This window comes from Paenibacillus sp. DCT19, from assembly GCF_003268635.1.
Classification (GTDB): Bacteria; Bacillota; Bacilli; order Paenibacillales; family Paenibacillaceae; genus Paenibacillus.
Map to the genome: position 1 here is coordinate 6,018,064 of NZ_CP029639.1, position 25,642 is coordinate 6,043,705.

The window sequence follows — 25,642 nt, forward strand, 5'->3', positions numbered from 1 at the left end:
TAGGAAGGTGATATTATGACTGCACATTCGATTCGGGATGCCGCGCTTTTTCATTTTGCTAGAGATGGATATGAGGGAGCCTCACTGAGAGCCATCGCAGATGAAGTCGGGATTAAGAAACCGTCGATATATGCACATTTCAGCAACAAGGATGACTTATTCTTGCACACTCTGGCCTTCGCATTTCAGGAGGTACGGCGGCACACACTCGAATACTTCCGTGACCATGCGGATATACCGCTGGAGCAACGGCTGAAGGGTTTACTATTCTGGTTTGAGGAAGAGTACCACGCCCATGCATCAGCACGTTTTATGCTGCGCAATTGTTATTATCCACCACTGAATCTATATAGCGAAGTGATGGATCTCGTGTATCCGTTTCTAGACGGCATGGAACGCATATTGATCCGGCTATTCGAGCGTGCAATACGTCACGGAGAACTACCGTCTGTTCCAGCAGAACAAGCAGCTATTGCGTTTATGACGTTCCTGGACGGCATTACGGTGGAGATTATTTATGGAAGCTCACGTCGATACAAACGACGCCTTGAAGCGTCCTGGCCTGTCTTTTGGCATGGCATACATCATATGAACGAAGAAGCACGAGCTATCGTGCTGGAAGGAGATTCACCATCATGAACCGCAACTGGTTATATGTTTTTATCGGAGGAATTATAGAAATTGTATGGGTGAGTGGGCTAAAGCACGCTTCCAATGTCTTGGAGTGGTCTTTGACAGCGATCGCCATCGTGATTAGTTTCGGATTAATCATTGCCGCTTCCAAAAGACTGCCTGTCGGTACCGTATACGCCGTCTTCACGGGAATAGGTACAGCGGGTACCGTCCTGACGGAAATGGTATTGTTCGGCGAGGAATTCCGCCTCGCTAAAATATTGTTGATTGGCTTACTGCTCTGCGGTGTCATTGGACTGAAGCTTGTCACAGACCAGCAGCAATCAACGAAAGAAGGTGCGGCATAATGGCATGGTTAGCAATTGTCGGTGCAGGCATCTGTGAAATTTTTGGCGTTATCGGTATTAATGGTGCTTCCTCCAAAAAAGGCTGGCCTTATATCGTGCTGATGCTGGTTTCATTTGTATTCAGCTTCTCTCTTCTGTCCTACGCAATGACCTCTATTCCTATGGGCACAGCCTACGCTGTGTGGACAGGAATCGGTACAGTTGGCAGCACGCTGACAGGTATGTTCCTGTTCGGTGAACGCAAAGAAGCGAAGCGGCTCCTGTTTATTGCAATGATTCTGGTTGCAGCCGTTGGTTTGAAATTAATTACGTAACGTATGCAGCAAGATAAAGCAATATCGTAATGATAAACGATAATAATGCTGATACGACGGTAGACAAATTTATATTTCACGTAAAAAAACAGGCGACTTCATCAGGAAGTCGTCTGTTTGAGTACAACTTCCTGATTCTATTAGCTGCGTTCTTCCTGTTCTCCCTCGTAGCGGTGATCCTGCTCGCAATTTATGATTTTCAAGGTGGGATGTAGTCCCATTCTATAAGTATCCCCTTTTCGTTTCTTCCAATTTCCTCCCATTTGAATTCCACCTTCCGAATCGTTTATACTTGTTTTGACCTTGAAGTCAATCTGAGAACTCACAAGTTCCGCAACGAGGTGAATGTATCGTTAATGAACCCTATCCATGAAATGAATGAAAAGAAAAAGCTCATTATTACCACAGCTCTTAAACTATTTTCAGCCAAAGGCAGTGCCGCAACGTCTATGCAGGAGATTGCTGAACTGTGCGGAATGTCGAAGGGCAGTCTCTACCTCATGTTCAAATCCAAGGAGGAATTAGAGTCCAGCACATTGGAATACTGCATGTTCACTCTCATTGATGAAATGACTCAGATTGAACAAGAAGCTGGCCTCACATCAAGAGAACGTCTGCACAAGCAGATCGAAACACTTCTCATCCATGTATCTGAGCTGAGGGAATTTTTGCGTGTACAGCTACGCAGCATGATGATGGACGATGAACAGAAGCACCATGACCAATGCAACCCGCAGCATAGAGAACTGGAGGTTCGCATCTTACATTGGTTCAAGGATAAGCTTGAGGCCATGTATGGACCCGAGATTGAACCTTATACCATTGATTTGATGCTGCTTACGCAAGGTCTGTTTCTCTCCTACGTCAAAATATGGTTCACCGAAATGCCGTCCCTCACCGTTGCCAAAATGGCTTCCAACTTGCTGCGAACGATGGATTACGCAGCACAAGGACTGTTGCAGAACAAGCCTGCGCCCTTAATTATGTTAGACCACTGGCCAGCATGGACGCGTGAATTCAATGCAGATTCTACCGTCATGCGGCATCCGGTTCACATTATCAAACAGATGCAGGATATCATCACTTCTGATCTGCAACCAGGACAATTACGAACCGATGCGCTGGAGACCATCGCCATTCTAAAACGAGAGATGATGGAATTCACGCCAAGGCGCGCGATTATCCTGGGTATGATGCACAATCTGAATCACATTCCTGCCATTCAGCCATTGCACTCCGAGCTTCAGCATATTATGGATGCCATGTATAGCCGGTTTATCCAAGCTGACTCGTCAAACCAATAAAAAAACAGGGAGAACAGAGAGGAGAAGAAACCAACGTATGAAAGGGATTATTAACTTTTCACTGAACAACAAGTTTGCGATCTGGATTCTGACCATCATCGTTTCCGCTACCGGTCTATACAGTGGACTAACGATGAAGCAGGAGACGATTCCAAACATCAACGTTCCATTTCTGGCGGTTACTGCTATTGATCCTGGTGCTGCACCAGAGGGAATTGTTGAGGATGTCACCAAACCACTAGAACAAACATTGAGGAACGTCGAGGGCATTAAAACACTCACCTCTACCTCCATGGAAAATGCCTCCTCCATTACACTTGAATTTGATTATGGAACCGATCTGGATAATGCCACCGCAGCAGTTCGTGAAGCTTTAAACGAAGTGCAATTGCCAGAAGGCGTACAGAAACCGACCATTTCCAAATTCAGCATCAACTCATTCCCAGTTGTATCCCTGAGCTTGTCCGATAAGGATGGCGGCGATCTGGAGCAACTGACAAGACTCGCACAGAACGATATTCAGGCCGCACTTGAAGACATTGATGGTGTCGCTCAGGTACAAGTTTCCGGTCAATACGTTAGAGAGGTTCAACTGAAATTTGACGAGGACAAAATGAACGAACTCGGTCTGACGGAAGATACAGTCAAAGGCATCGTTCAAGGTTCGTCTGTCCGTGTACCTCTTGGATTGTTTGAACTGGATAAAGCACAAAAGGCTGTCGTTGTTGATGGTAACATCATTGATATTGATGACCTGAACAATCTGGCCATTCCGGTTATCCCAAGCGGTGCAGGCGCATCAGCAGGTAATGGTGCAGCTACTGCCCCACAAGGCACGGGAGCACCAACAGATGGTTCATCGGCTCAAGCTGGTGAAGCGGGTCAAGGTACAGCACCAGGGGCTGCACAAGGATCTGACCAAGCTGCAGGGCAAGCGGGTAGCGGTAACGCTGGCGCTGGTAATCCTGCAGGCGCAGCTAACGCAGCACCTGGTATTCCAACCGTTAAATTAAGTGAGATCGCGAAGATCGAAGTTATTGGTCAAGCAGAATCCATCTCTCGGACAGATGGTAAAGAATCCATCGGGATCTCTATCGTTAAGTCCAATGATGCCAATACTGTTGATGTAGTCAATGCCGTTAAGAAAAAAGCAGAAGAATTGCAATCCCAATTCAAAAATGCGGAGCTAACGGTCTTACTTGACCAAGGTAAACCGATACAAGATTCCGTAAATACAATGTTGTTCAAAGCGATGTTTGGTGCTTTGTTCGCCATTTTGATTATTCTGTTGTTCTTGCGTGATATCCGCTCTACCATCATTTCGGTTATTTCCATTCCGCTCTCCTTGCTCATTGCACTGACGGCGCTGAATGTAATGGACATTACGTTGAATATGATGACGCTCGGCGCCATGACGGTTGCTATTGGGCGGGTCGTAGATGACTCCATCGTTGTTATCGAGAACATCTATCGCCGTTTAACACTCAAAGGAGAGAAATTAAAAGGCCGTGAACTGATCCGGGAAGCAACCCGCGAGATGTTTGTACCGATCCTTTCCTCCACCATTGTTACCATCGCCGTGTTCCTTCCACTCGCACTTGTGAGCGGTATGGTCGGTGAGTTGTTCTTACCATTTGCCTTGACGATGGTCTTTGCCCTACTGGCATCCCTTATTGTTGCGATCACAATCGTACCAATGCTGGCACATAGCCTGTTCCGCAAAGGGATTAAGAACAAACAAAATCATGACGAAAAACCGGGCAAGCTTGCGGAAACATACAAACGACTCTTGAACTGGACGTTGTCTCATAAACTCATTACTGTAAGTGTCGCTGTACTCGTATTGGTCGGTAGTTTATTCCTGTATCCGTTCATCGGCGCAAGCTTCCTGCCAGAGCAACAGGATAAATATGTAATGGTTACGTACAGTCCGGAAACGGGAGCTCTGCGTGAAGATGTGGAAAAAGAAGCCCTTGTCGCTGAGAAATGGTTGTTGCAGCAACCAGGTCTGGAGAAAATGCAATACTCCATCGGTGGCAGTAACCCGCTGAGCAGCATGGGTGGAGGAAGCTCCAACTCTGCACTCTTCTATATTCAATACAACGAAGATACCAAAGAATTTACCCAAGTGAAGAAAGATCTTGTGGAAGGTCTGAAGAACCAAGTTACCGTAGGAACCTGGAGTGAGCTTGATATGTCTGGGGGTCTGGGAGGAAGCAGTCTGAGCCTTTCCATCTATGGCGACAGTGTAGAACAGATCAAACCAGTCTCCGATGAAATTCTGAAGCTGGTTCAAGCAGATACGGAATCATTCGAAAAAGCAGATACAACACTCTCAGATACCTACGGACAGTACACGCTGGTTGCAGATCAGGAGAAACTAAGCTCGCTTGGTTTGACTGCAGGTCAACTGGCTATGACGCTGAGTCCAGTGCGGGAACGCCCGGTGCTTACCGAAGTAGATATCGAGAACAAAACGTATAAAGTATATGTTGAAACGGACAAAAAGACATTCAATAGCCTTTCGGAGATTGAAAATGAAACAGTCACTTCACCACTCGGCATCGAAGTACCCATTAAAGATGTCGCAAAAGTAGAAGAAGGTACTTCGCCGAACTCCATCATGCGTATTGATGGTAAGGTCGTTGTTCAGGTATCAGCTAACATTCTCGCCTCTAATGTAGCGAAGGCTTCGCAGGATCTGCAGGCTAATATCGACAAAATCGATCTGCCAGATGGTGTTGAAGTGAAGTTCGGTGGTACGACTGAACAAATTAATGACACATTTACACAGCTTGGTCTTGCCATGCTGGCAGCCATCGCTATCGTATACTTCGTGCTCGTTGTTACGTTTGGCGGCGGACTTGCGCCATTTGCCATCCTGTTCTCTCTACCGTTCACCGTTATTGGTATTATGGTAGGTCTGTTCGTAGCAGGTGGTACAATCGACGTATCTGCCATGATGGGTGGACTCATGCTAATCGGAATCGTGGTCACGAATGCCATCGTCCTAATCGACCGCGTCATTCACAAGGAAAACGAGGGATTGTCTACTCGTGAAGCCTTGCTGGAAGCCGGAGCAACACGTCTTCGTCCAATTCTGATGACCGCTCTTGCTACCATTGGTGCTTTGCTTCCACTCGTTACAGGGCTGGAAGAGAGCGCTGGTATTATCTCGAAAGGTCTGGGAATTACCGTTATCGGTGGTCTGATCAGCTCCACGCTGCTCACACTGGTCATCGTACCGATTGTGTATGAATTCCTGATGAAGTTCAAAAAGAAAAGAATCGAAGATTAATTAAGCACAAGGATCGACTCATGATCTGAGCTAGATTAACAATTCACACCCCTTGGTATGTATTGGAATGATTTTATATTCCAGCATCACATCAAGGGGTGTTTTTTTGCAGTCAGGGCTTGTTTTGTAGTCAACGCGATGGCAACTTTGAAATAAATGACAAAACAAACTATCCATTTTGGGAAATTACACAAATGGGTGTGAGAGATCATCTCATCTCTATGAAATGGTTCTATACTAAGGTTTACGGATATGTTGCACGAGTAGGGTCTATAGATATGAAATACGTACATGGCTTACAGAACGCTCTTCTAGAACTCCGCAGCTTGGGTTGGGTATTGCCTAGGACATACCATGGGAAGGACGGTGAGGATATGGGGGAAACGACGCTCCATATTCAGATGAGGGATATGTTGAAACGTCCGGTATTTCGCAAAGCAGAGGTGCTCGCCAGTGAACGTGCGCTGACAAGGTACGTCAGATGGGTACATATCATGGAAGTGCCTGAAGTGGGGAACCTGCTAAACGGTGGTGAACTGGTGTTAACTACAGGCATCGGATGGCAGGATAATGCGCAGCAGGGGCTTTCTTTTCTACGGCAGTTAATTGCACATGGGGCTGCGGGGTTATGTATTGAGCTTGGAGCACATACCCAATCCCAGCTTGGGGCGATGAAAGAAATCGCTTCTGCCGAGGATTTTCCATTAATCTGGTTCCACGAACAAGTTCGCTATATTGATATTACACAGGACCTGCATTTCACTTTGCTCCGCAGTCACCAGCGGTTAATCGCTGAACTTGATACCCTGACTACCTCATTCAACCAACTTCTGCTCAATGGCGATGGTGTGCAGCCACTACTTCGATTGTTGTCACGTACGACGGGTTATGATGTAGCTCTCTATCCACTTGAGGGTGAGGCAAGTGCGGTGCCTTATTGTGCACCAGAGCATCTGGAAGCGCGCCGCCAGTCCTGGTTCATGCATCGGGAGTCTGGTACAACGAGAATGGAAAGTCATACGGAGAACACTACGCCAACCGATCATGGTTCCTCACCAGGTACGCTCTCGCTGTCTGTGCAAGCGCTAGAGTATACCTTTGCCGATCTCGTACTCACCACAGCCAAATCATCTAATCATGATCTGGATCTAGAGCACCCGCATCAACCTTCGAGCGAATTCGTCCTTCAAGCCATGGAGCGTTGTGCCGCTGCCATTGCCCAGGACTGGATGCGTACCAAATACATGGAGGAGAAGCGCCGATACAAGGAAGATATGTGGGTCATTGATTGGCTCAACGGCCATCATTCTGCCAAAGAAATACACGACTATCTATCCACCGCTAGCCCCCTTCTTGCAGCAGGCACAGGCACCGTCATGTTGTTCGACCGTATTCCGGGTTATTCAGATAGCCTCAAGCTACAGAAGCTCCTCATTCAGCGCAACATCGTCTCCCGCTCCATTTTCTCAAGAGAAGGATTCACCCTCTACAGTACCGTGCTTAACCATCAGATCATTCTTATCATCATCGACCCTCAGCCTGGAGTTCAACGCAAAAGCCAGCTATGGAACTGCATTCAACAGCTCCAGCAGCACGAAGCAGATCAAACGCATCGTCTATTCTCAGGTCTACTAGGCATTGGTCAGAGCTGCGCTAACCTCTCTCGTATCAAGGACAGCCTGGATTCAGCCAAGGAGACACTGTCCATTCAAAAGGATATCGGAGCCATGCAACAGCCCTTCTACAGCAACCTTCACTGTTACCGTATTATTGCAGGCATGAAGCAGAGTGGTAGTCTGGAGGATTTTATCGAGGAGTATTTGGGGCCAATCATCCGATATGATGCAGAAAAAGGTGGACAGCTCCTGCATACACTTAAGCAATATTTAGTGCTCTGCTGTTCCAAACAAGAGACCGCTACCCGCCTGTTCATCGTTAGGCAAACGCTCTATCACCGATTACACAAAATCGAGACTCTTCTAGGCGAAGACTATGTTCTTCCTGAGAAAAGGGTTGCGATCGAGCTTGCCATCTATGGTTATGAATATGTCAACGGCCCGATCGCGTAGCTTCATTATGCCCCCTGCTGTTCTCGCAGTTGCTGCACGAGAAAGTGTCCAAACCACTTTCGGCCGGAGGCAGTACCGACGTGTTGCTGCTTCCACTCCCCCGGCTGTTCCGGGTGTTCCCAGACGACATCCGCTCCCTCCAGATGCTCTTGCACCGTATAGATCCGGTAGCCCAGTGCGACCATACGTTCAATCGCTATTTTTTCTGCTTCAAAATCCGCTGTCTCGGACATCCCTCTCACCCCCTCATTGTTGTCGCAACTTTCTTCGCTGGAACGGGCGCGCCAGCATCGTATTTGGCACGTTTCACGTATTGACCTGCACCCGGCTTGCCTGCAAACTGCCGATCACGAACCACATATTCTCCCCGGCACAGCACCGTAACGGGACATCCCTGAACCTGCATTCCTTCAAAAGCACTGTAATCTACGTTCATATGATGCGTCGCAGCAGAAAGTTCTCTCTCCATCGCTGGGTCAAAAATAACGATATCTGCATCGGTTCCAACAGCCAGCGTGCCTTTCTGCGGAAAGAGCCCAAACAGTTTGCTCGCCCGTGTAGAGCACAGATCCACCCACTGGTTCAAGGATATGCGACCTTTGGCAACACCTTCTGAATACAGGATGCTGAGTCGATCCTCGATCACAGGCCCGCCATTCGGAATTTTGCTAAAGTCATCCTTTCCCAGATCCTTCTGTCCCTTAAAGTTAAACGAACAGTGATCCGAGCCAATCGTCTGCAGCTGACCATTCTTGAGCGCATTCCATAATGCATCCTGATGAGACACTTCCCGCAAAGGTGGGGACCAGACATACTTAGCACCTTCAAAATTCGGCTGATCCATGATCGATTGATCCAATGTTAAATACTGTGGACATGTCTCGCCCCAGATTCGATAACCCAACTCCCGCATACGGGCAATCTGCTCAACCGCTTCAGCGCATGTCACATGCACAACATAAAGCTGAGAATCGGCAAGCGCCGCCAGTCGAGCCGCCCGACCTGTTGCCTCTCCCTCCAAGATCGATGGACGAGTTAGCGCATGGTGAATCGGTTCAGTTCGACCAGCCGCGAGTGCTTCACGCACCAAGAGGTCGATCACATCACCATTCTCGGCATGCACCATGACGAGAGCGCCATACTCCTTCGCCTTTTGCAGCGTCTGATACAGGATGGCATCATCGGCTTGGAATTGATTTTTGTATGCCATGAATACCTTAAAGGAAGACACACCTTCTTCTTCAATCATCTGAGGTAACTCTTCGAGCACTTGGTCATTCATCTCACCAATCATCAGATGGAAACCATAATCAATGGCTGCTTTACCCTCTGCTTTGTCATGCCATTGCTGGAGAGATTCCAGCAGCGGTCGCCCTTTTTGCGTTAAACAAAAATCTATGATTGTGGTTGTGCCGCCAAATGCTGCTGCTGCCGTACCTGTCGCGAAGTCATCCGCAGTAACGGTTCCGCCAAACGGCATATCCAGATGAGTATGTGGATCGATACCGCCCGGAATCACATAACAACCCGCAGCATCGATGACCTCTGTCCGTTCGTCCGGCAGTAGCCCTATGCCGATCTGCGTGATTTTGCCATGCTCGATTAGAATATCTGCCTCGAATGTATCTGACGCTGTAACCAACACACCATTACGAATCAATTTACGGATACTCATGATATCGCCTCTTTCGTTGATTGATCTCGTGTCCACTGTAGCGTCGCTATTGCCGATTGGCGTTCATTCCAGGTGAGTGGTGCTTGTTCATGCTCGACCTCCACCATCTGGATTGCACCGTCTACTGGACAAACGATGGAACAAAGGTTACAGCCTACACAATCCTCCTCAACCACCTCAAGATAGGAGCCCGAAGGGTCTGTCAGCATATCGATACATTGATGTGAAGTGTCTTCACAGGCGATATGGCATTTGTTGCAATTGATACAGACATCGCGGTCAATACGAGCGACCACTTTGTAATTCAGATCAAGATTGCCCCAATCCGAGTATTTAGGAACCGTCTGACCGATTAACTCGGTTACACTTTGCAAGCCTTTCTCATCCAAGTAATCATTCAGCCCGTCGATCATTTCCTCCACAATCCGAAAACCATGATGCATTGCAGCCGTACATATCTGAACGCCGGTGGCTCCCATTAATAGAAACTCAGCTGTATCCCTCCAATTGGATATGCCTCCAATACCTGATATCGGTACGCCTACCTCAGGATTACGTGCACACTCCGCAACCATGTTCAGAGCGATCGGCTTCACGGCCGGGCCACAATACCCCCCATGCGCTCCTTGACCGCCTACATGCGGAACGGTATTCCACGAATCCAGATCTACACCCGCAAGAGAGTTGATGGTGTTAATCATGGAGATCGCATCGGCTCCACCACGCACGGCAGCTTTGGCGGTCATCGTAATATCCGTAATATTGGGCGTAAGCTTCACGATAACCGGGGTTGTAGCCACTTCCTTCACCCACATCGTCTGCAATTCAACTAGATCGGGTTGTTGTCCCGAGGCGGCTCCCATACCACGTTCAGCCATGCCATGAGGACATCCGAAGTTCAGCTCCAGTCCATCGACACCAACCGCCTCTACCTTCTTCACAATCTCATGCCACTTCTCCCGCTTCGGCTCAACCATTAGAGAAGCAATCACCGCTCGATCCGGAAAACGCTTCTTGGTCTCGGCAATTTCTCGCAGATTCACTTCTAATGGACGATCCGATATCAACTCAATGTTGTTAAAACCGGCAACACGCTGTCCACCAAAATGAATTGCTGCAAAGCGCGACGATGTATTGATAATCGGCTCGCCCAGCGTCTTCCACACTGCACCACCCCAGCCTGCCTCAAAGGCTCGTTGAACCTGATATCCCGTGTTCGTTGGGGGTGCAGATGCCAGCCAGAACGGATTCGGCGATCGAATACCTGCCAGATTAATAGATAAGTCAGCCATAACGATCCCTCCTAGATGTGGATTAATGTCTCTTAATTAATATTGATTAGCGTTTGGTTTGGTATTGAAAGTATGCTGTCTGATATCAGTCTTGAGATTGCATGATCTCCCTATATGCTCCAAATAATGATCCCGTCAAAACCTTTCACTTATAGATTAGTGCTGGTGTCATTAAACCGAGCATGGCATGATTCCGAAACTTATGCCGTCTCTTCCACCTGTCCAGGCCATTCCTTCATGACGGCTGCCGCAGCCATCTTCCCCTGTTGGGCTGCTGATACGACCATGGCTTCGCCCTGCCCCTGACCGAAGATAACATCTCCTGCCGCATAGACCTGAGGGCGGGATGTGCGATATGTGTGCGCCTCCACCTCCACTACACCACCTTGGTGCTTCAAGCCAAAGGCTTCAATGAGCAGCAACAACCGATTCTGCCCAATGGCACGCACGACGGTATCACATTCAATCGTGAACTCTGATCCCTCCACCGGTACAGGCCATGCACGCCCCCGCCGGGCGGTGTCTCGAGCCGCATCTTCACACATTCAATGGCGCGAACTCGGCCGTTCTCATCTCCGATAATGCGCCTCGGCATCGTAAACCAACGGAATTCGACTCCCTCCTGTTTCGCAAATGTATATTCAAACGCATACGCTGTCATCTGACCCTCTCCGCGTCGATAGAGCATCTGTACTCGCTCAGCACCCAAACGCACCGAACACGTAGCTGCATCCACGGCTGTATTGCCTGCACCAATCACGGCAACATTCAATCCATGGAGCGCCGGTGGCACACCCTGCTTCGTCGATTCGACCAGCTCAATGGCATCATAGACTCCTTCTAGTGTCTCGCCTTCAATGCCTAGCATCGGCACTGCGCCCATGCCACAAGCGAGAATTACCGAATCGTATTGCTCCATAATCTCATCTGCCGAGAGGTCTACCCCAATGCGAACTCCATAGCGAATCTGTACGCCCAGTGCTTCCACTTGCTGTACTTCCCACAATGCGACGGATTCAGGTAAACGGAACGATACAATACCATAGGTGTTCAGTCCGCCACCTTTTGCCTTCGCTTCATAGATTGTCACCTCATACCCTGCACGCCCCAGCTCTCTGGCTGCGGACAACCCTGCCGGGCCGGCTCCCACAATTGCAACAGTACGTCCATTCGAAGGGGTCGGATGGAACAAAGGTTCATTCTTCGTTCTTGCCCAATCGGTTGCATATCGTTGCAGGTCACCGATGCGAATAGGCTTTGACGAATCATTCAGAACACAGGCACCTTCACATAACTCTTCTGTTGGACAGACCCTCGCACAACTGGCTCCCACCGGATTCGCATCCATAATAGTTCGAGCAGAACCCTTAAGGTGACCTGTGGAGATTTTACGTATAAACGAAGGAATATTAATATCTGTTGGACACGCCTTAATGCAAGGTGCATCGTAACAATATAGACAGCGGTTGGATTCCTCCATCGCTTCTGCACCTGACATCGCAGGCTTCATCTCCGTGAAACGACTCTCCCATCCATAATCGGACATGGGGCTTCCATGGCTGTTCATCATGCGTATGCACCTCCGAGAATTATTCATTGGACTCTGTATCCTATCTGCGCCTTAGGGCATCCTTTGTAATCAAAAGTGGACTTTTTGAACAACCTCTACAAATGAACGAGATGTTCATACGTTTCAGGCCGCCGATCCCGGTAAAATTGCCATACATTGCGCACCTCCCGGATTACCTCGGTATCCATCTCACCAATAATCACTTCATCCCGATCCCTGCTGCCGATGGCGACCATCTTCCCACGCGGATCAACGAGATAGGACTGACCGTAGAACTCTCCCATATTCCAAGGTGATTCCACCCCTACACGATTGATCGCAGCAACATAATAACCGTTGGCTACCGCATGTGCTGGTTGCTCCAGCTTCCACAGGTATTCCGATGTGCCTGCCACCGTTGCCGAAGGATTAAATACAATCTCAGCACCTGCTAATCCGAGCAGACGCGCTCCCTCCGGGAAATGACGGTCATAACAGATGTACACGCCCACTCTGGCGTAAGCCGTATCAAACACCGGGTATCCAAGATTTCCAGGTTTGAAATAATACTTCTCCCAGAATCCATTCGTACCCTCACCTGCTTCCACATGCGGGATGTGATGTTTGCGATATTTCCCCAGGTACGATCCATCCGCATCGATCACGGCTGCCGTGTTGTAATACGAAGCAATGCCCTCCACCTCATACACCGGCAAAATAATGACTACCCCAAGCTCCTTCGCCAATGCTTGGAAACGTTGTGTCGTTGGTCCCTCGGGTACCTGCTCCGCAGAGGCATACCACTTCGGACTCTGCTCCGTGCAGAAGTACGGACCGTAGAATACTTCCTGTAAGCCAATAATCTGCGCTCCCTTGGCGGCAGCTTCCCGCACCATGGCGATATGCTTCTGTATTGCCGCTTCTTTATGAACATCAACGGAAGCCGTGCCTTCAATGGCGTGTGAAGCTTGGATCAAAGCAATCTTGATTTTGCCCATAATATTGGAACGCCTCCTTATGAAAATGTGTCGATAATCGTGTGACCATTACACATCTGCCGAACGGTTCGATATAGCACTTCGGTGCCCAGTGCGATATCTTCTGGCGAAGAGTATTCACTCGGATGGTGACTGATGCCGTCCTTACTGCGGACAAAGATCATGCCGTAATCACATACATGTGATAATGCCAGTGCATCATGGAAAGGCCCACTCATCAGCTCGGGTAATGTCATTCCCATCGCTTCTGCCGATGAGTGAATCGCAGATTTAATTCGTTCCGCGCAATATCGTGGCTCACTGTTGGTATCGACCGTGAGCGAATAGCTCAGCCCATGCTGCTTGCTTATATCCTCCAGCAGCTGCATGAACCGGGCTTCCAGCCGATCTCTGCGTGACATCTCCATATCCCGCAAATCTACGGTAAAGCTAACTTCCTCCGGAATAATGTTGCGCGAATCGGGGAATACCCTCAGGCTCCCTACTGTTCCTACCGTAGGCGCACTAGGATCTTCACGTACCATCTCATCAAACGCAGCAATGACTTTGGCGCTGCCAACAAGCGCATCATGCCGCATTCCCATCGGAACCGATCCAGCATGACCTGCCATTCCCTTCATAGTCACCGTGAGCCACAGTGGTCCAGAAATCCCGGTCACTACACCCACGGGGGCGTCTATCGATTCCAGTACAGGTCCCTGTTCAATGTGCAGCTCCAGATATGCACCAATCGCTCCAGGCGGGTATACCGATTCGGCAAATTGTGCTGGGGAGCAGCCGAAGGATTCAAGCGCTTCTCGCCGCGTCACCCCATGCTTATCCTGTCGCTCCAGTTCACCTTCCTCCAACTGCCCGGTTATCCCACGGGAGCCGAACAGGCCTTTATTAAACCGCGAACCCTCTTCATCACAAAAGGCAACGATATCAATGGACATCAGTGGCTGAATCCCTTGCTCTATTAGACATTGAACCGCTTCGAGCGCGCCGAGCACTCCAATCGCTCCATCATAGCGACCACCATATGGCTGGGAATCGATGTGTGAGCCCAGCATAAGTAGCGGAAGCGATGGGTCTGTACCTTCCAAGCGACCAATCAGATTACCAAAGGCATCGAGCCGAGTAGTAAGCCCTGCCTCCTCCATCCAGAGACGAACCTGAATGATGCCTTCCATATCTTCCGGTGTTAGGGCTAAGCGACAGACACCAGTATCTACGATGCGTCCAATACGAGATAATTGTTCAATGCGCTCATCCAATCGAACCTGATTAATGGTGATTCCCTCAGTCGTCTGCACTTCGAATTCCTCCTTGTACAGTTATGGCTTCACCGTTCATGTCTAATGAACTTGCATCCAGATTACGTAGTGCAGTCAGTAGGCTGCCTGCAATGAGATCCAGCTCTGCTTCCGTTGTGACGAATGGCGGTGAAATCGTCAGAATATTTGCAAACCCTGGTACGGTATCCCCATTTTTACCGATGAGAATGCCATCCTTTTTACAGCTAGCGAGTACCTTCATCACCCGATCAGCTCTGGCCGGAGCGCCATCCGCCTCAATCAATTCGATGCCACAGGCGAATCCAAAGGAACGAATGTCACCGACCACCGAAAGCGACAAGAGCGGTTCGAGCTTCTCACGGAGCAATCGCCCCAGCCATTCTGCTTGGCTGACTAGATTTTCGCGTTCAATAATCTCCAGATTCGCCAGCGCTACCCGGCAAGACACCGGATTGCCCCCGAAGGTGTTCACATGACGAAAGTGTGTATCCGCGCCAGGTTCCTTAAACGAATCGTACATGTCCGCTCTTACGGCGGTAGCCGATAATGGAGAGTACGCACTGGTCATGCCTTTCGCCATCGTCACGATATCAGGCTTCACACCATAATTGTGATGCCCGAACTTTTGCCCGGAGCGACCAAAACCACAGATGACCTCATCAACGATCAACAGCACGCCATAGCGCTCACAGATCTCCTGTACCGTGCGCATGTAATCCGGAGGAGGCACAATCATGCCGCCCCCTGTAATAACCGGCTCCATAATAACTGCGGCTACGGTCTCTGGCCCTTCCCAGCGAATGACCTCTTCATAGATCGTCGCGCACTCGAGCCCGCATCCGTCCTTACTCTTACCGAATGGGCAACGGTAACAATACGGCGGAGGTACATGAGTGAAACCAACGCCGAGGGGTTCATATTTGATCTTGCGAGCCGCTTGCCCTGTAGCGCCAAGTGCCCCCATAGAGTTCCCGTGATATGCACGGTGACGAGAGATGAACTTGTGCCGCGTAGGCTCACCATTCTGGTGATGATACTGACGGGCTATTTTGAAAGCTACCTCATTGGCATCCGAACCTGAGTTGGAGAAAAAGATCCGATACTCCCCCTCCAGCCAGTCATTCAGCTTCTCTGCAAGCAGGATTGCCGGCTCATGACTCTGGGTCATCGGTACATAGGCGAGTGCTTTCATCTGCTCATAGGCACTTCTAGCAATTTCCTCCCGCCCATGACCTACGTTCACACACCATAATCCAGACATTGCATCCAGATAACGTGAGCCATCCTGATCCATAATCCAGCTTCCTTCACCGCTGACGGCAATCATCGGATGATCGTTATGCGGGGAGATGTGATGCCACACATATTGACGATCCTTCTCCAGCCATTCTTCCTTCGTACCTCCAACTGGCTGAGGCTGCTGATCCACAGAGTTCATGCGTCATCCTCCTCCATCTATTTCACTGCGTCTTCATAGATACTCTTCTCTAGTGCTTCATCCAGATTGGCGGCTTTTTTGATCAAACCATAACTTAAGGCGATATCCGCCGTCCGGGTGAAGGACTCATCGACGAAGCTACCTACCTGTGGTTCGGTAAAACCTTCTGGACGAATCAGCTTCGCAATCTCCTCTAGCATGGTCACTTGGTGCTCACGGGTGGTACTGCCCTCGGTTACATTTTTCATTACGGTATCTACCGTCTCGTCCTGGTTGTCGATTGCGTAGTTCCAGCCTTTCAGAATGGCACGCGTGACTTTGACCGCCAGATCCCGATTACCATCAACCCAGTCCTTCTTCGCAATAAGGGTATCCTCCAGCATGCCAACACCCGCATCCTCGATGTTGAATACATCCAAATCGGATTCCTTCACACCACTCTCCAATACCACATGAAACTCGTTATAGATTGTTGCCGTCGCCACATCCACCTGATCATTGAAGAATTGATCCATCGTGAAGCCTTGTTTGACCAGCTCAATATCCTTCTTCGGATCAAGACCATTCTTCTCCATGAAGGCAAGCACTTGGAATTGCTGGCTGCCAAACCATGTACTAACCTTCTTGCCCTTCATCTGAGCAGGATCAGTGATCTCCGCAGACTTCTTGGCAATTAATCGATAGCTGCTCTTTTGCGAAATTTGGGCGAGTGATACCAATGGAAGTCCGTTATCCCGGCTTACAAGTAAGCTGTCTACCCCGGTTACACCCACATCCGCAGCACCATTGACAACTTGTTGTTCAATGACGATATCCGGACCTCCGGGAATAATCTCGGCATCGATGCCCTCATCGGCGAAGAAACCCTGCTCCTTGGCAGCATATATCCCTGCAAACTGAGCCTGCGGTACCCATTTGAGTTGGATCTTCACTTTCGTTAAAGACTGACCCTCACCTTCCGCTTCCCCTGCACCCGCAGCAGCAGGAGTCGCAGCCGGCTTAGAATCCGTCGAACACGCACCTAACATAGCAACAACCAGCAGCATCAACACTAGAAAACCAGGTTTTAAGGATCGGTACATGTGAAGAACAACCCCCTATTTATATGGATTTTGGGTCATGCCGATTGCATGTAATATCAGGACTCTACTTAATGCTCAATCAGTGATCTGTGCGAACACGGCTCCAAGGAATCAGGCGTTTCTCCGCCAGCACCACAGCCTCATAGAGCACAATGCCAAGGACAGCGGCGATAACAATGCAAGACCAGGCAAGTGGCATATTCGCCAGGCGAATCTGATCAGAGAGCAGGTAACCTAGTCCCTGAGAAGCGATGAAAAACTCCCCTACGATGGCTCCAATAATGCTGGTCGACATATTAATCTTCAATCCAGCGAACAGTGCAGGCAGGGCATGAGGTAAGCGCAGCTTGATAAAAATTTGCATTTTGCTCGCTGCAAGCCCCCCAAGCAATTCATGGTACTGTGGCTGGATGGACGTCAGCCCTTTGAATAAACTGACAGCCATAGCAGCCATCGTAATGACCGCTACCACCGCAATGCGCGACCAGATTCCATCGCCAAACCAGTTGTTCATGATCGGTGCCAGCGCAACGATTGGTATTGCGTTCAGAGCAGACATCACGGCCACTGCCGCCTTTCCACTCGTTGGAAAGAAACAAGCGACTATAGCAGCAAGTGCACCTAGCGAAGAACCTAGCAAGAAACCACCTAACATTTCAGTGCCGCTATACATCGCATAACGGAAGAGCATTTCTGCATTTTCTTTGATCGAGATTGCAATGGAAGAGGGAACAGGCAATTGATAGATTTCCAGGGAGAACATGAAGTGGAATACCCCAAGCAGCCATAGAAGAAGAAATACAAGTCCTGCAACCGCTGGAAGCAGACGTCCAACAATGGAGCCTCCTCGCAAACGACGAGTCGATTGTTTTTCTTCAGCTTGTCCTTGTTGTTCCTGTATTCGTGAAGCAGAAGTAGGTGTAATCATGGCAGAGCTGGACATGGATGTTCCTCCAGATACGGCCGCTGTCACTCGATCTTCCTTATTCCGATGTTTCCATACATGATCATTCATGCAGCCCCTCCTCTCTTGCTTCTGAATTCAGGCTGCCAAGGTGTTAACCAACGTTCAGCAAGGCTGATAACCAAATACGAGATCAATCCGATGCCCATACTTAGCATGATCGTTGCCCAGAACATGCCGACTTGGGCGTTACCATAGTACAGGGAGCTCACCATAAGCACGCCTAACCCATCGGGAGCACCCATTAGCTCCACTACAATGGAAGAAGTTACTGCGAGCGGAGCGGCGATTTTCATTCCTGAGAACAAACCAGGCAGCGCAGAAGGTAACAAACACTTGATATATTGGGCGGGTAACGAGGCTCCGCAGGAGCGCATAAGCTCCAGATGCTCCGGGGCGGTGCTTTTTAAACCTTTCAAGGTGTGGATGATAATCGGGAAAAAGGTAACGTAAGCAGCCATCACGATCCGTGCCCACTCGGCGTTATGGATAATGCCGTACACAATCGGGGCAAGACCGATGACCGGAACCATCTGTGATGAAATTACATAGGGCGATAATGTACGCTCCAGCCAGACAGCTATACTCATCAGGAGTGCAAGCGCCAGACCCAGAAGCGTACCTCCTGCGAAGCCGATTGCCGCATTACCAAACGTCACACTTCCTTGTTCAGCAAGCGTGCCTGCATGCCGGAATAGTGCCATAACCACATCATGTAGATAAGGTAGGCGAGATGAAGCCTGTTGAGAAGTCATGGACGCATGGAGTATCCAGGCAATGCCTTCCCATAATAGGAGTAGAAGAATGATCCAGATCGCTACCCAGGAACGATAGCCAGGTTTATAAGAGCGCAGAGGCATCAGATGGATCACGCTCCTCGTAAAAACAATTGCGAATCGTCGTAATCATCTGATAGAAGGCTTCCGTTTCCCTCAGTTCGCGATGACGCTCTAAGGGTAGTTCAACGGGATGTATGGAATGTACCTGACCCGGATGTGCAGAGAGAACAATAATCCGGTCTGATAGGAATACAGCTTCAGGGATACTGTGTGTAACGAAGAGGAAGGTCTTGCCTGTGGAACGCTTAATATCAAGCAATTCTAATTGCAATTTTTCTTTGGTGAATTCATCGAGGGCGGAGAACGGTTCATCCATGAGCAATAATGGTGGATCAAGAGCAAGTGCTCTGGCGATTGATACCCGCTGCTGCATCCCCCCACTGAGTTGCCATGGAAAATGGTCAGCGAAGCGGGTGAGACCAACCAGCTCAAGCAGCTCAGCACTCATGCGCCTGCATTCCTTCTTACTCGTGCCGAGCAGCTCCAGCGGTAATTCCACATTGTGACGTACCGTGCGCCAGTCGAACAGAGCAGGTGTCTGAAATACGATGCCGAACTGTCGTCGTAACCTTGCTTTTTCTGGCTCATCCCCGGCAATACGGACAGAACCGGACGTGGGCTGGAGCAGATCGGCAACCAATCGCAGTAAGGTGGATTTGCCACAGCCGGACGGTCCAAGCAGAGAGACAAATTCATTGGAACCAATGTGAAATGAAACATCAGACAGTGCCGTTACCTGCTGTGTTCCAGTTCCAAATACAACGGACACATGATCCACTTCAATATGGCTGACATCAGGAACAGGAACGTTTATGGAGGACATAGGCATTCTCCTTTTCGCGGAAGTGGTCTTCTGATCGCACTCAGGGTGAATGGGAGGTTATTGAACCGAGTCGTGTTCACGAACATAACAGATTTAACTGGTTAGGTAATACTATATAACATTGAGCGAGGATTACATTATACAGACTGTTTTTAGAATAGGCTTGTTCATGTTACAGAGTGTAAAGTGAGGCAAGTATGGAGGAGAGGTTACCTAACAAGAATATAACTACATCATGAATATCAATTGTTAGAGGATCATTCATGCCGTAGGTAACCATTATCTCATTTTTCAAAAACGTATATTATTTGTATTTTTTGAATGAATATTCGGAAAATATAGCATATACCCTCGTATTCTTGGTGATTTTCTTGTATAAGACTTATATAGAGAGAAAGAGAGAGAAGCATTCACATTCAACAATCGGGGGTGTTTGGCGTGTTTGACTGGCTCGGGTGGAAAAAGGGTTGGCCGCTGTGGCGGTCGTATCGGTTAAACGTACATATCAAGGAAGACGTAGAACAGATTTTTGAGGGGATCGCCGAAACACGACGTCAGCTTCTCATGGACTGGGCGGATGAACAATGGGATCATCTGGATCGATTATTGCAGCAAGTTCAGTCGCATAAGCCCCAAGATGTATTACAAGGTTCACAGTCTCTAAGCAAACTAAGCGTGTGGTTCCAAGGAAGTTATACAAGAGCAAAAGAATGTACAGAGCTTTTTATGATGAATGAGCAAAACGAGGTTGTATTCTCTACTTATCCGAAGCATATTGGGAAGGTTTACAACAACACGGATGAAGGGTTTGAACCAGGTATACGGTATGCCAGAGCAGATATCAAGGGCAAAAAGTGCCTCTATGGACCTTACTCTGATCCACTCACCTTGGAGATTGGCGCGCGTTCGTCTTCTTTTCATGATGATGTCACACTGATGTTTGTTGCCCCCATCGTACACGAGGGTCGCTATGTTGGAGCGCTATGCAGCCGTATTCCGAATGATGTATTAGGCGATTTAATTCAAAGAGAGTCAGGCCATATTTACCCCGATTCGGGTGATAACTACATTTTCATGGCGGAATCCACGATCAGACCGCATCTACTGCCCGGAACGGCTCTATCCCGTAGCCGTTTCGAGGATCGAACCTTCACTCACGGAGAAAATCTAAAAGACGGTGTCACAACCGAATGGGGTACTGTTTCTGTTAAGGAACATACTGAGCTTGAGCTATTGTTCACCGATCCTTCTACTGGAAAATTACATCCCGGAGTGGAGAATACGATTCAAAATGGCTCCAATCTATTTGTTGCCTTTCCCGGCTACTCCGATTACCGTCATATCTCTGTCATAGGGAAGGGGATTACTTTTCAGCTTCCTCACTGTCCAGACCGCTGGGGCATGATGTGTGAAGGCGATTTGGAAGAAGTGTATCAGGTGCGTAACATGGGCTGGCGCCAGTTCAAACTGCACACCCGTTGGATTGTGTTGTCGGCGATCCTTGGAGCAGGTCTAGTATATATTCTCTCCGGCAGTGGATGGAGCGCAGGAGCCATCGCAGCTTTCAATCTCATTTGCGGTTTCTTCACCGCAAGTCAATTGCAACGGAAGCAGTATAGTCGTGTTCATGAGGACATGCGACGCATTAGTCGTTTTATTCGAATCAATGCCGAGGGCAAAGGTGATCTGACTCAACGTCTGGATACCTCCACTTTTGCTCAAGACGAAAGCGGCGAATTAGCAAAATGGATCAATAATATGATCGATTCACTTGAAGCCATCATGCTCAAAGTTCAGTTGGCTACCGTGGATGTTATGGACAATCAATATCAGATGCGGACTTCAACAGAGACGACACAAGGCACGACAGAGCGTGTCAATCGCAAGTTAAGCTTCATGATTCAAGGCATACGTACACAGCTTGAAGACCTGGATCAGGCCAAGATCGCCGCAGATCATATGCGTCATACACTGCATCAGCTTGAATCCACTGCGACATCGCAGATTGAAGTTGCCCAGCAGGAAGTAGAACGGATCGGTGACAAAATGATTCAGATCTCTGGAGCCGTATCCGATACCAATCGCACCATCCTGTCTTTCATGGATACGATGCAGGATATCTACCGTGCACTGGCTGTCATTAATGAGATCTCGGCTCAGACCAATCTGCTGGCATTGAACGCTTCTATTGAAGCAGCTCATGTTGGTGAACATGGACGCGGCTTCGCTGTCGTCGCTGGGGAGATACGTAAACTCGCTGAGTTATCTCGTTCCTCAACGGAAGATATCCATCACATTCTGAGCAAAATCTCTACCGCAGCTAATACAGCATCCCAATCCATTCGAGAAGGCGATCAGGTTCTTACGGAAGGAACCACGCTTGTGCAGGCAGCCTCACAGTTACTGCAAAGTGCTACTGCTGAGGATGCTCAACGCACACAAGTGGTTGATGAGGTTGTCATGCTCATGGAGAACATTGCAGCGATCAGCCATCAAAACCGCTCTACTTCTGCCGAGGTTGAGACGGAGATGCGGGAGCTTCTGAACGATATGTTACAGGTACAGAGCTCTTCACGTAATGTAGAAGTCATCACTTTATTTTTGCAGCAGGTTGTGGGACAGTTCCAGCTAACCCATCCTCAAACGAATACGGGTATCCTTGAAAGCTGACGAGTAAACATACGAGCACATAGGAAAAAGCACCTGCACCTCCTTCGTTGTTGTGAATCATACCTAACAACAATGAAGGCAATGGCAGATGCTTTTTGTATACATAATGCGTTACTTAGATTAGCAAGTTTTCAGACACGACTTAAATTTTATTTAGCCACAACATGTGCAACGACACGATTATCTTGGTATGAAACAGTCAAATCGTACCCATCAGCAGTTACACGATCGAATTGACCTTGAATTGCATTTGCACTAATCAGGGTAATGTCTTTGGAGCCCTCAATTTTGTAGTTAGACAGATCGAGATTGAGCGTTCCTCCATCCAGATACAACTTCTTGCCGACATTAATCGCATTGAGATTGTTCTTCACAACAATGTCGAGCGTTCCATTATCCACAGTAAAGTTTCTATTCAGGTTGATTGCCCCATCGGCATCAACGACAATCGAGCCATTTTCCAAATACAGATCACCTGTACCAAATGCGGTTGTGGATTCAGCCTTCAGTGTTCCTGCTTGTACTAGAGTTCCACCTGTATAGCTGTTGTTCCCCGTCAATGTAAGTGTTCCTGTACCCTTTTTGGTTAACATACCAATGCCAGAGATATTATTTCTCCACCAGTCCTCTGCATTGAAACGTCCTTTGGAAGCGTCCATATCTACAGTGACATTGCTTAAGAATGCACCATAACCATCCGATGCTGTCACCAGATCCAATCTACCCCAGCCTTTGGACTCGTCTAGCACAGGGTAACCGGAATCAATGGATGTTGTATACAATACTTCTCTACGTTGCTCATCCGTTAAATAAGGTTGGCGAGTCTCCAAGAGCGCTTCTGCTCCCAGCGGCACAACAGGCGCTAGACCTTTTGTTCCTGTCTGTGGCAGACCATACGTCATCTTCTCTCTATAGAAGGCTTTGTTCGCGTCATGATCTTCCCATTTATTCTCGTCATATGCACTCTTAAAGTTGTAATCCTCTGTTACCGTGTGCGCATATTCATACAGACTCATATTTTTTTCTTTGGCTAATGCACCAAATACTTCTCCTGCATTCTCATAAGCCTTATCCAGCACTTCTTGATTCTCTTTTTTATTGAACGCATATGCCGTCATCGCTGTAGCTTGGATACGTGCACCAATTACATCAAGTGGGGAGTGCATGCCCGTGACAACACGGTTCTCACCCATCTGTGCTGCTCTCGTCAACAATTCGGAGAATCGTTCAGGCGTAGCGTAAGCAAACGGAAGTACGGACAAGTATGACGCACTTGTATGTCCACTTGGATATCCTCCGTCTTTTCCTTGTCCATCCTCAGCGATTCTTCTCACATAACTTAATGCAGGAATAAGCTTCACATTGCTCTCATACTGCTGAACATGCTTCTCTCCTGATGCTTTCGTTCCTCCGGATGGCAGCGGCTCTTCTTTCGATTCACCTTCACCCAGTGTTTCCCATACAGGCAATCCCTTGCTATCTACAACCTCTTTCATTTCTCCGTTCGAATTCATTCTCCACGGTCTTGGGGAAGAGAAGAAGTATTTCGCCGGATTGGATGAAGCAGGTGTTTTGAAACGAACCAGATCCACTAGAGCTGCCATGTCAGCAAGTTCTGTTTTGGACCAATCACTTCCAAGACCTTGGCTTTCATCTTCTACCGTTTCTTCTTTCAGATCAACATTCATCTCATCCACGCTTCGTTCAATACTTGTCACCGGCTTAATGATGTCCACATATGTGTTAGCCAGCGGGCCAAAACCTTCCATCATACTGTAGATTTTATCGCGCTGGTCATCGTAATAGGCCGCTAAAGCCTCTTCATCCGTACGATTTTGAGTTACATCTTCAACGTATTTGATATTCGCAACCCACGTTGCTTCGTTACGAATCTCTACATTTGCAAATGTTTTCTGGTCTGCAACAGGTACGGTTGGATCATTTTTGAACCCGTCATAGTAAGGAGTCGGTCCATCACCATACTTCGCTACTTTATCACCCGCACCAGGTTTCGTCGCTGCTGTTCCATCTCTCCACTCCGGTTGGTTGATGGACCATACTTGTTCAAAACCGTCCAAGATATCGATAAATGGATTGGTTGCCACAACGTTTTTGAGTGTACCATCATCGGCATTGGCACCATCCTCTACTGCGGATAAACGAGCTTCATCCGCGGGAGGAGCTACATTCAACACGTTCGCTGTTCCCTTAGGCTTAGCTGGTTTGATCGCTGTGTTCGAATCGATGTCCAGCGCATTTACAAGCGCACTTACGGCTTCTGCACGAGTGATGGAACGAAGTGGTTTGAAGCTTCCGTCCTCATATCCAGCAATAATTTTGGCTGCTGCCGCTCCACCTACAGCCCCTTTGCTCCAGTCTGCAATAGCGGATGAATCGTTAAACGTATTAGCTGACTCCTCATCTAGCTCTAGATTCAGAATTCCTGTAATAATTTTCGCTGCTTCTTGACGTGTAATTGGATCTTGCGGCTTCATCGTACCATCCGTATAACCCTCTATATATCCAGCAGCATTAGCAATAGAAATCGCTTCGTAATACCATGCCTGGTTAGAAACATCATTATAGTTAATTGCCGCTTGTCCTGTGTATCCAAAAGCCTTGTTCACCAGATTCATAAATTCCGCTCTAGTAATGTACGCATTCGGTTTGAATGAATGATCCAGGTAACCTCGAATTAAACCTTCATCACCCCAAGCCTGGATACTCGCTTCTGCCCAGTGTCCTTTAATATCAGAGAATTGAAGTTTCTGGTCAGCTGCATAACCCCGATCCGCAAACGTCGGACTTACCATAGACAACATTAGAAGTAATGCGAGTGATTTTTTTAGTGGTTTTCTCATGGCCTGCAATACACGCTCCCATAATCGTAATTATTTTTTGGTACCGCACCAGCAAATGATGAGTGGCTTCCATCTAGATGTCTGATATGCCGTTACCTTAGCATTTGGGGCGCCCCAGCATCTATAGAACAAATTCCGCTTTATATCAAATTCGTACGTTTTGGAGATATTTTTTCAAAAAAATAGAGAGAATCCTACAAACGTCATCT

General features: G+C 48.3%; 19 protein-coding genes and 1 pseudogene. 8 read left to right on the forward strand and 12 right to left on the reverse strand.

All coding sequences use genetic code 11. The features are described 5' to 3' along the window. The first annotated feature begins 15 nt into the window (after window positions 1-15). The 7 genes from DMB88_RS27380 to DMB88_RS27410 all read left to right on the forward strand — a co-directional run bounded on the left by DMB88_RS27380 (window position 16) and on the right by DMB88_RS27410 (window position 7,965). Entirely contained in the window at window positions 16-639 is a 624-nt protein-coding gene (locus DMB88_RS27380) for a TetR/AcrR family transcriptional regulator (RefSeq protein WP_128103822.1), read from the forward strand. Further along, window positions 636-980, forward strand: a complete 345-nt coding sequence (locus tag DMB88_RS27385; protein ID WP_128103823.1) for a DMT family transporter — start codon at window positions 636-638, stop codon at window positions 978-980. Before DMB88_RS27380 ends, DMB88_RS27385 begins: the two co-directional genes overlap by 4 nt. After that, the gene (locus DMB88_RS27390; protein ID WP_056702138.1) at window positions 980-1,294 is read left to right on the forward strand and encodes a DMT family transporter; all 315 of its coding nucleotides are present in this window, start codon (window positions 980-982) and stop codon (window positions 1,292-1,294) included. The genes DMB88_RS27385 and DMB88_RS27390 overlap by 1 nt, the downstream gene beginning before the upstream one ends. A 29-nt stretch (window positions 1,295-1,323) precedes the next feature. Next, on the forward strand, window positions 1,324-1,509 hold the full coding sequence (locus DMB88_RS27395) for a hypothetical protein (protein ID WP_128103824.1): 186 nt from the start codon (window positions 1,324-1,326) through the stop codon (window positions 1,507-1,509). Window positions 1,510-1,650: 141 nt separating this feature from the next. Then, a complete protein-coding gene (locus DMB88_RS27400) occupies window positions 1,651-2,598 on the forward strand; it encodes a TetR/AcrR family transcriptional regulator (RefSeq protein ID WP_128103825.1) in 948 nt (315 codons plus the stop codon). A 37-nt stretch (window positions 2,599-2,635) separates the two neighbouring features. After that, window positions 2,636-5,896 carry an efflux RND transporter permease subunit gene (locus DMB88_RS27405; RefSeq protein WP_128103826.1) on the forward strand — a complete coding sequence of 1,087 codons (3,261 nt, stop codon included), beginning with the start codon at window positions 2,636-2,638 and terminating at the stop codon, window positions 5,894-5,896. A 374-nt stretch (window positions 5,897-6,270) separates the two neighbouring features. After that, a complete protein-coding gene (locus DMB88_RS27410; RefSeq protein WP_164848800.1) occupies window positions 6,271-7,965 on the forward strand; it encodes a PucR family transcriptional regulator in 1,695 nt (564 codons plus the stop codon). A 5-nt stretch (window positions 7,966-7,970) separates the two neighbouring features. Here the strand turns inward: DMB88_RS27410 and DMB88_RS27415 are convergent, their stop codons facing one another. The 11 genes and pseudogenes from DMB88_RS27415 to DMB88_RS27465 form a co-directional block, all read right to left on the reverse strand. Then, a complete protein-coding gene (locus DMB88_RS27415) occupies window positions 7,971-8,198 on the reverse strand; it encodes a hypothetical protein (protein WP_128103828.1) in 228 nt (75 codons plus the stop codon). Between the two features lie 5 nt (window positions 8,199-8,203). Beyond that, the gene (gene hydA, locus DMB88_RS27420) at window positions 8,204-9,640 is read right to left on the reverse strand and encodes a dihydropyrimidinase (RefSeq protein ID WP_174715319.1); all 1,437 of its coding nucleotides are present in this window, start codon (window positions 9,638-9,640) and stop codon (window positions 8,204-8,206) included. Further along, complete coding sequence (gene preA, locus DMB88_RS27425) at window positions 9,637-10,932, reverse strand: NAD-dependent dihydropyrimidine dehydrogenase subunit PreA (protein ID WP_128103829.1); 1,296 nt, start codon at window positions 10,930-10,932, stop codon at window positions 9,637-9,639. Before preA ends, hydA begins: the two co-directional genes overlap by 4 nt. A 200-nt stretch (window positions 10,933-11,132) precedes the next feature. Next, window positions 11,133-12,478, reverse strand: a pseudogene (locus tag DMB88_RS27430) (NAD(P)-dependent oxidoreductase). A 119-nt stretch (window positions 12,479-12,597) separates the two neighbouring features. Further along, on the reverse strand, window positions 12,598-13,482 hold the full coding sequence (locus tag DMB88_RS27435) for a nitrilase-related carbon-nitrogen hydrolase (protein WP_128103830.1): 885 nt from the start codon (window positions 13,480-13,482) through the stop codon (window positions 12,598-12,600). Between the two features lie 14 nt (window positions 13,483-13,496). Further along, the gene (locus DMB88_RS27440; protein ID WP_254438361.1) at window positions 13,497-14,774 is read right to left on the reverse strand and encodes a M20 family metallo-hydrolase; all 1,278 of its coding nucleotides are present in this window, start codon (window positions 14,772-14,774) and stop codon (window positions 13,497-13,499) included. Then, the gene (locus DMB88_RS27445; RefSeq protein ID WP_128103831.1) at window positions 14,761-16,194 is read right to left on the reverse strand and encodes an aspartate aminotransferase family protein; all 1,434 of its coding nucleotides are present in this window, start codon (window positions 16,192-16,194) and stop codon (window positions 14,761-14,763) included. Before DMB88_RS27445 ends, DMB88_RS27440 begins: the two co-directional genes overlap by 14 nt. 17 nt (window positions 16,195-16,211) lie before the next feature. Beyond that, a complete protein-coding gene (locus DMB88_RS27450; protein ID WP_128103832.1) occupies window positions 16,212-17,276 on the reverse strand; it encodes an ABC transporter substrate-binding protein in 1,065 nt (354 codons plus the stop codon). A gap of 79 nt (window positions 17,277-17,355) precedes the next feature. Beyond that, entirely contained in the window at window positions 17,356-18,291 is a 936-nt protein-coding gene (locus DMB88_RS27455; protein WP_254438362.1) for an ABC transporter permease, read from the reverse strand. Continuing rightward, complete coding sequence (locus DMB88_RS27460; protein ID WP_128103833.1) at window positions 18,288-19,100, reverse strand: ABC transporter permease; 813 nt, start codon at window positions 19,098-19,100, stop codon at window positions 18,288-18,290. The genes DMB88_RS27455 and DMB88_RS27460 overlap by 4 nt, the downstream gene beginning before the upstream one ends. Continuing rightward, window positions 19,081-19,902 carry an ABC transporter ATP-binding protein gene (locus DMB88_RS27465; protein ID WP_128103834.1) on the reverse strand — a complete coding sequence of 274 codons (822 nt, stop codon included), beginning with the start codon at window positions 19,900-19,902 and terminating at the stop codon, window positions 19,081-19,083. The genes DMB88_RS27460 and DMB88_RS27465 overlap by 20 nt, the downstream gene beginning before the upstream one ends. A 438-nt stretch (window positions 19,903-20,340) precedes the next feature. Between DMB88_RS27465 and DMB88_RS27470 the strand changes: the two genes are divergently transcribed. After that, window positions 20,341-22,572 carry a methyl-accepting chemotaxis protein gene (locus DMB88_RS27470; RefSeq protein ID WP_128103835.1) on the forward strand — a complete coding sequence of 744 codons (2,232 nt, stop codon included), beginning with the start codon at window positions 20,341-20,343 and terminating at the stop codon, window positions 22,570-22,572. Between the two features lie 149 nt (window positions 22,573-22,721). On the opposite strand, the gene DMB88_RS31815 is transcribed toward DMB88_RS27470, so the two are convergent. After that, entirely contained in the window at window positions 22,722-25,433 is a 2,712-nt protein-coding gene (locus tag DMB88_RS31815) for an S-layer homology domain-containing protein (RefSeq protein ID WP_164848801.1), read from the reverse strand. Between the last annotated feature and the right edge of the window lie 209 nt (window positions 25,434-25,642).

Excerpts from the sequence above, each read along its gene's own strand:
- DMB88_RS27380 (WP_128103822.1), top strand. The coding sequence starts at position 16 with ATGACTGCACATTCGATTCGGGATGCCGCGCTTTTTCATTTTGCTAGA.
- DMB88_RS27385 (WP_128103823.1), top strand. The coding sequence starts at position 636 with ATGAACCGCAACTGGTTATATGTTTTTATCGGAGGAATTATAGAAATT.
- DMB88_RS27390 (WP_056702138.1), top strand. The coding sequence starts at position 980 with ATGGCATGGTTAGCAATTGTCGGTGCAGGCATCTGTGAAATTTTTGGC.
- DMB88_RS27395 (WP_128103824.1), top strand. The coding sequence starts at position 1,324 with ATGATAAACGATAATAATGCTGATACGACGGTAGACAAATTTATATTT.
- DMB88_RS27400 (WP_128103825.1), top strand. The coding sequence starts at position 1,651 with ATGAACCCTATCCATGAAATGAATGAAAAGAAAAAGCTCATTATTACC.
- DMB88_RS27405 (WP_128103826.1), top strand. The coding sequence starts at position 2,636 with ATGAAAGGGATTATTAACTTTTCACTGAACAACAAGTTTGCGATCTGG.
- DMB88_RS27410 (WP_164848800.1), top strand. The coding sequence starts at position 6,271 with ATGGGGGAAACGACGCTCCATATTCAGATGAGGGATATGTTGAAACGT.
- DMB88_RS27415 (WP_128103828.1), bottom strand. The coding sequence starts at position 8,198 with ATGTCCGAGACAGCGGATTTTGAAGCAGAAAAAATAGCGATTGAACGT.
- hydA (WP_174715319.1), bottom strand. The coding sequence starts at position 9,640 with ATGAGTATCCGTAAATTGATTCGTAATGGTGTGTTGGTTACAGCGTCA.
- preA (WP_128103829.1), bottom strand. The coding sequence starts at position 10,932 with ATGGCTGACTTATCTATTAATCTGGCAGGTATTCGATCGCCGAATCCG.
- DMB88_RS27445 (WP_128103831.1), bottom strand. The coding sequence starts at position 16,194 with ATGAACTCTGTGGATCAGCAGCCTCAGCCAGTTGGAGGTACGAAGGAA.
- DMB88_RS27450 (WP_128103832.1), bottom strand. The coding sequence starts at position 17,276 with ATGTACCGATCCTTAAAACCTGGTTTTCTAGTGTTGATGCTGCTGGTT.
- DMB88_RS27455 (WP_254438362.1), bottom strand. The coding sequence starts at position 18,291 with ATGAATGATCATGTATGGAAACATCGGAATAAGGAAGATCGAGTGACA.
- DMB88_RS27460 (WP_128103833.1), bottom strand. The coding sequence starts at position 19,100 with ATGCCTCTGCGCTCTTATAAACCTGGCTATCGTTCCTGGGTAGCGATC.
- DMB88_RS27465 (WP_128103834.1), bottom strand. The coding sequence starts at position 19,902 with ATGTCCTCCATAAACGTTCCTGTTCCTGATGTCAGCCATATTGAAGTG.
- DMB88_RS31815 (WP_164848801.1), bottom strand. The coding sequence starts at position 25,433 with ATGAGAAAACCACTAAAAAAATCACTCGCATTACTTCTAATGTTGTCT.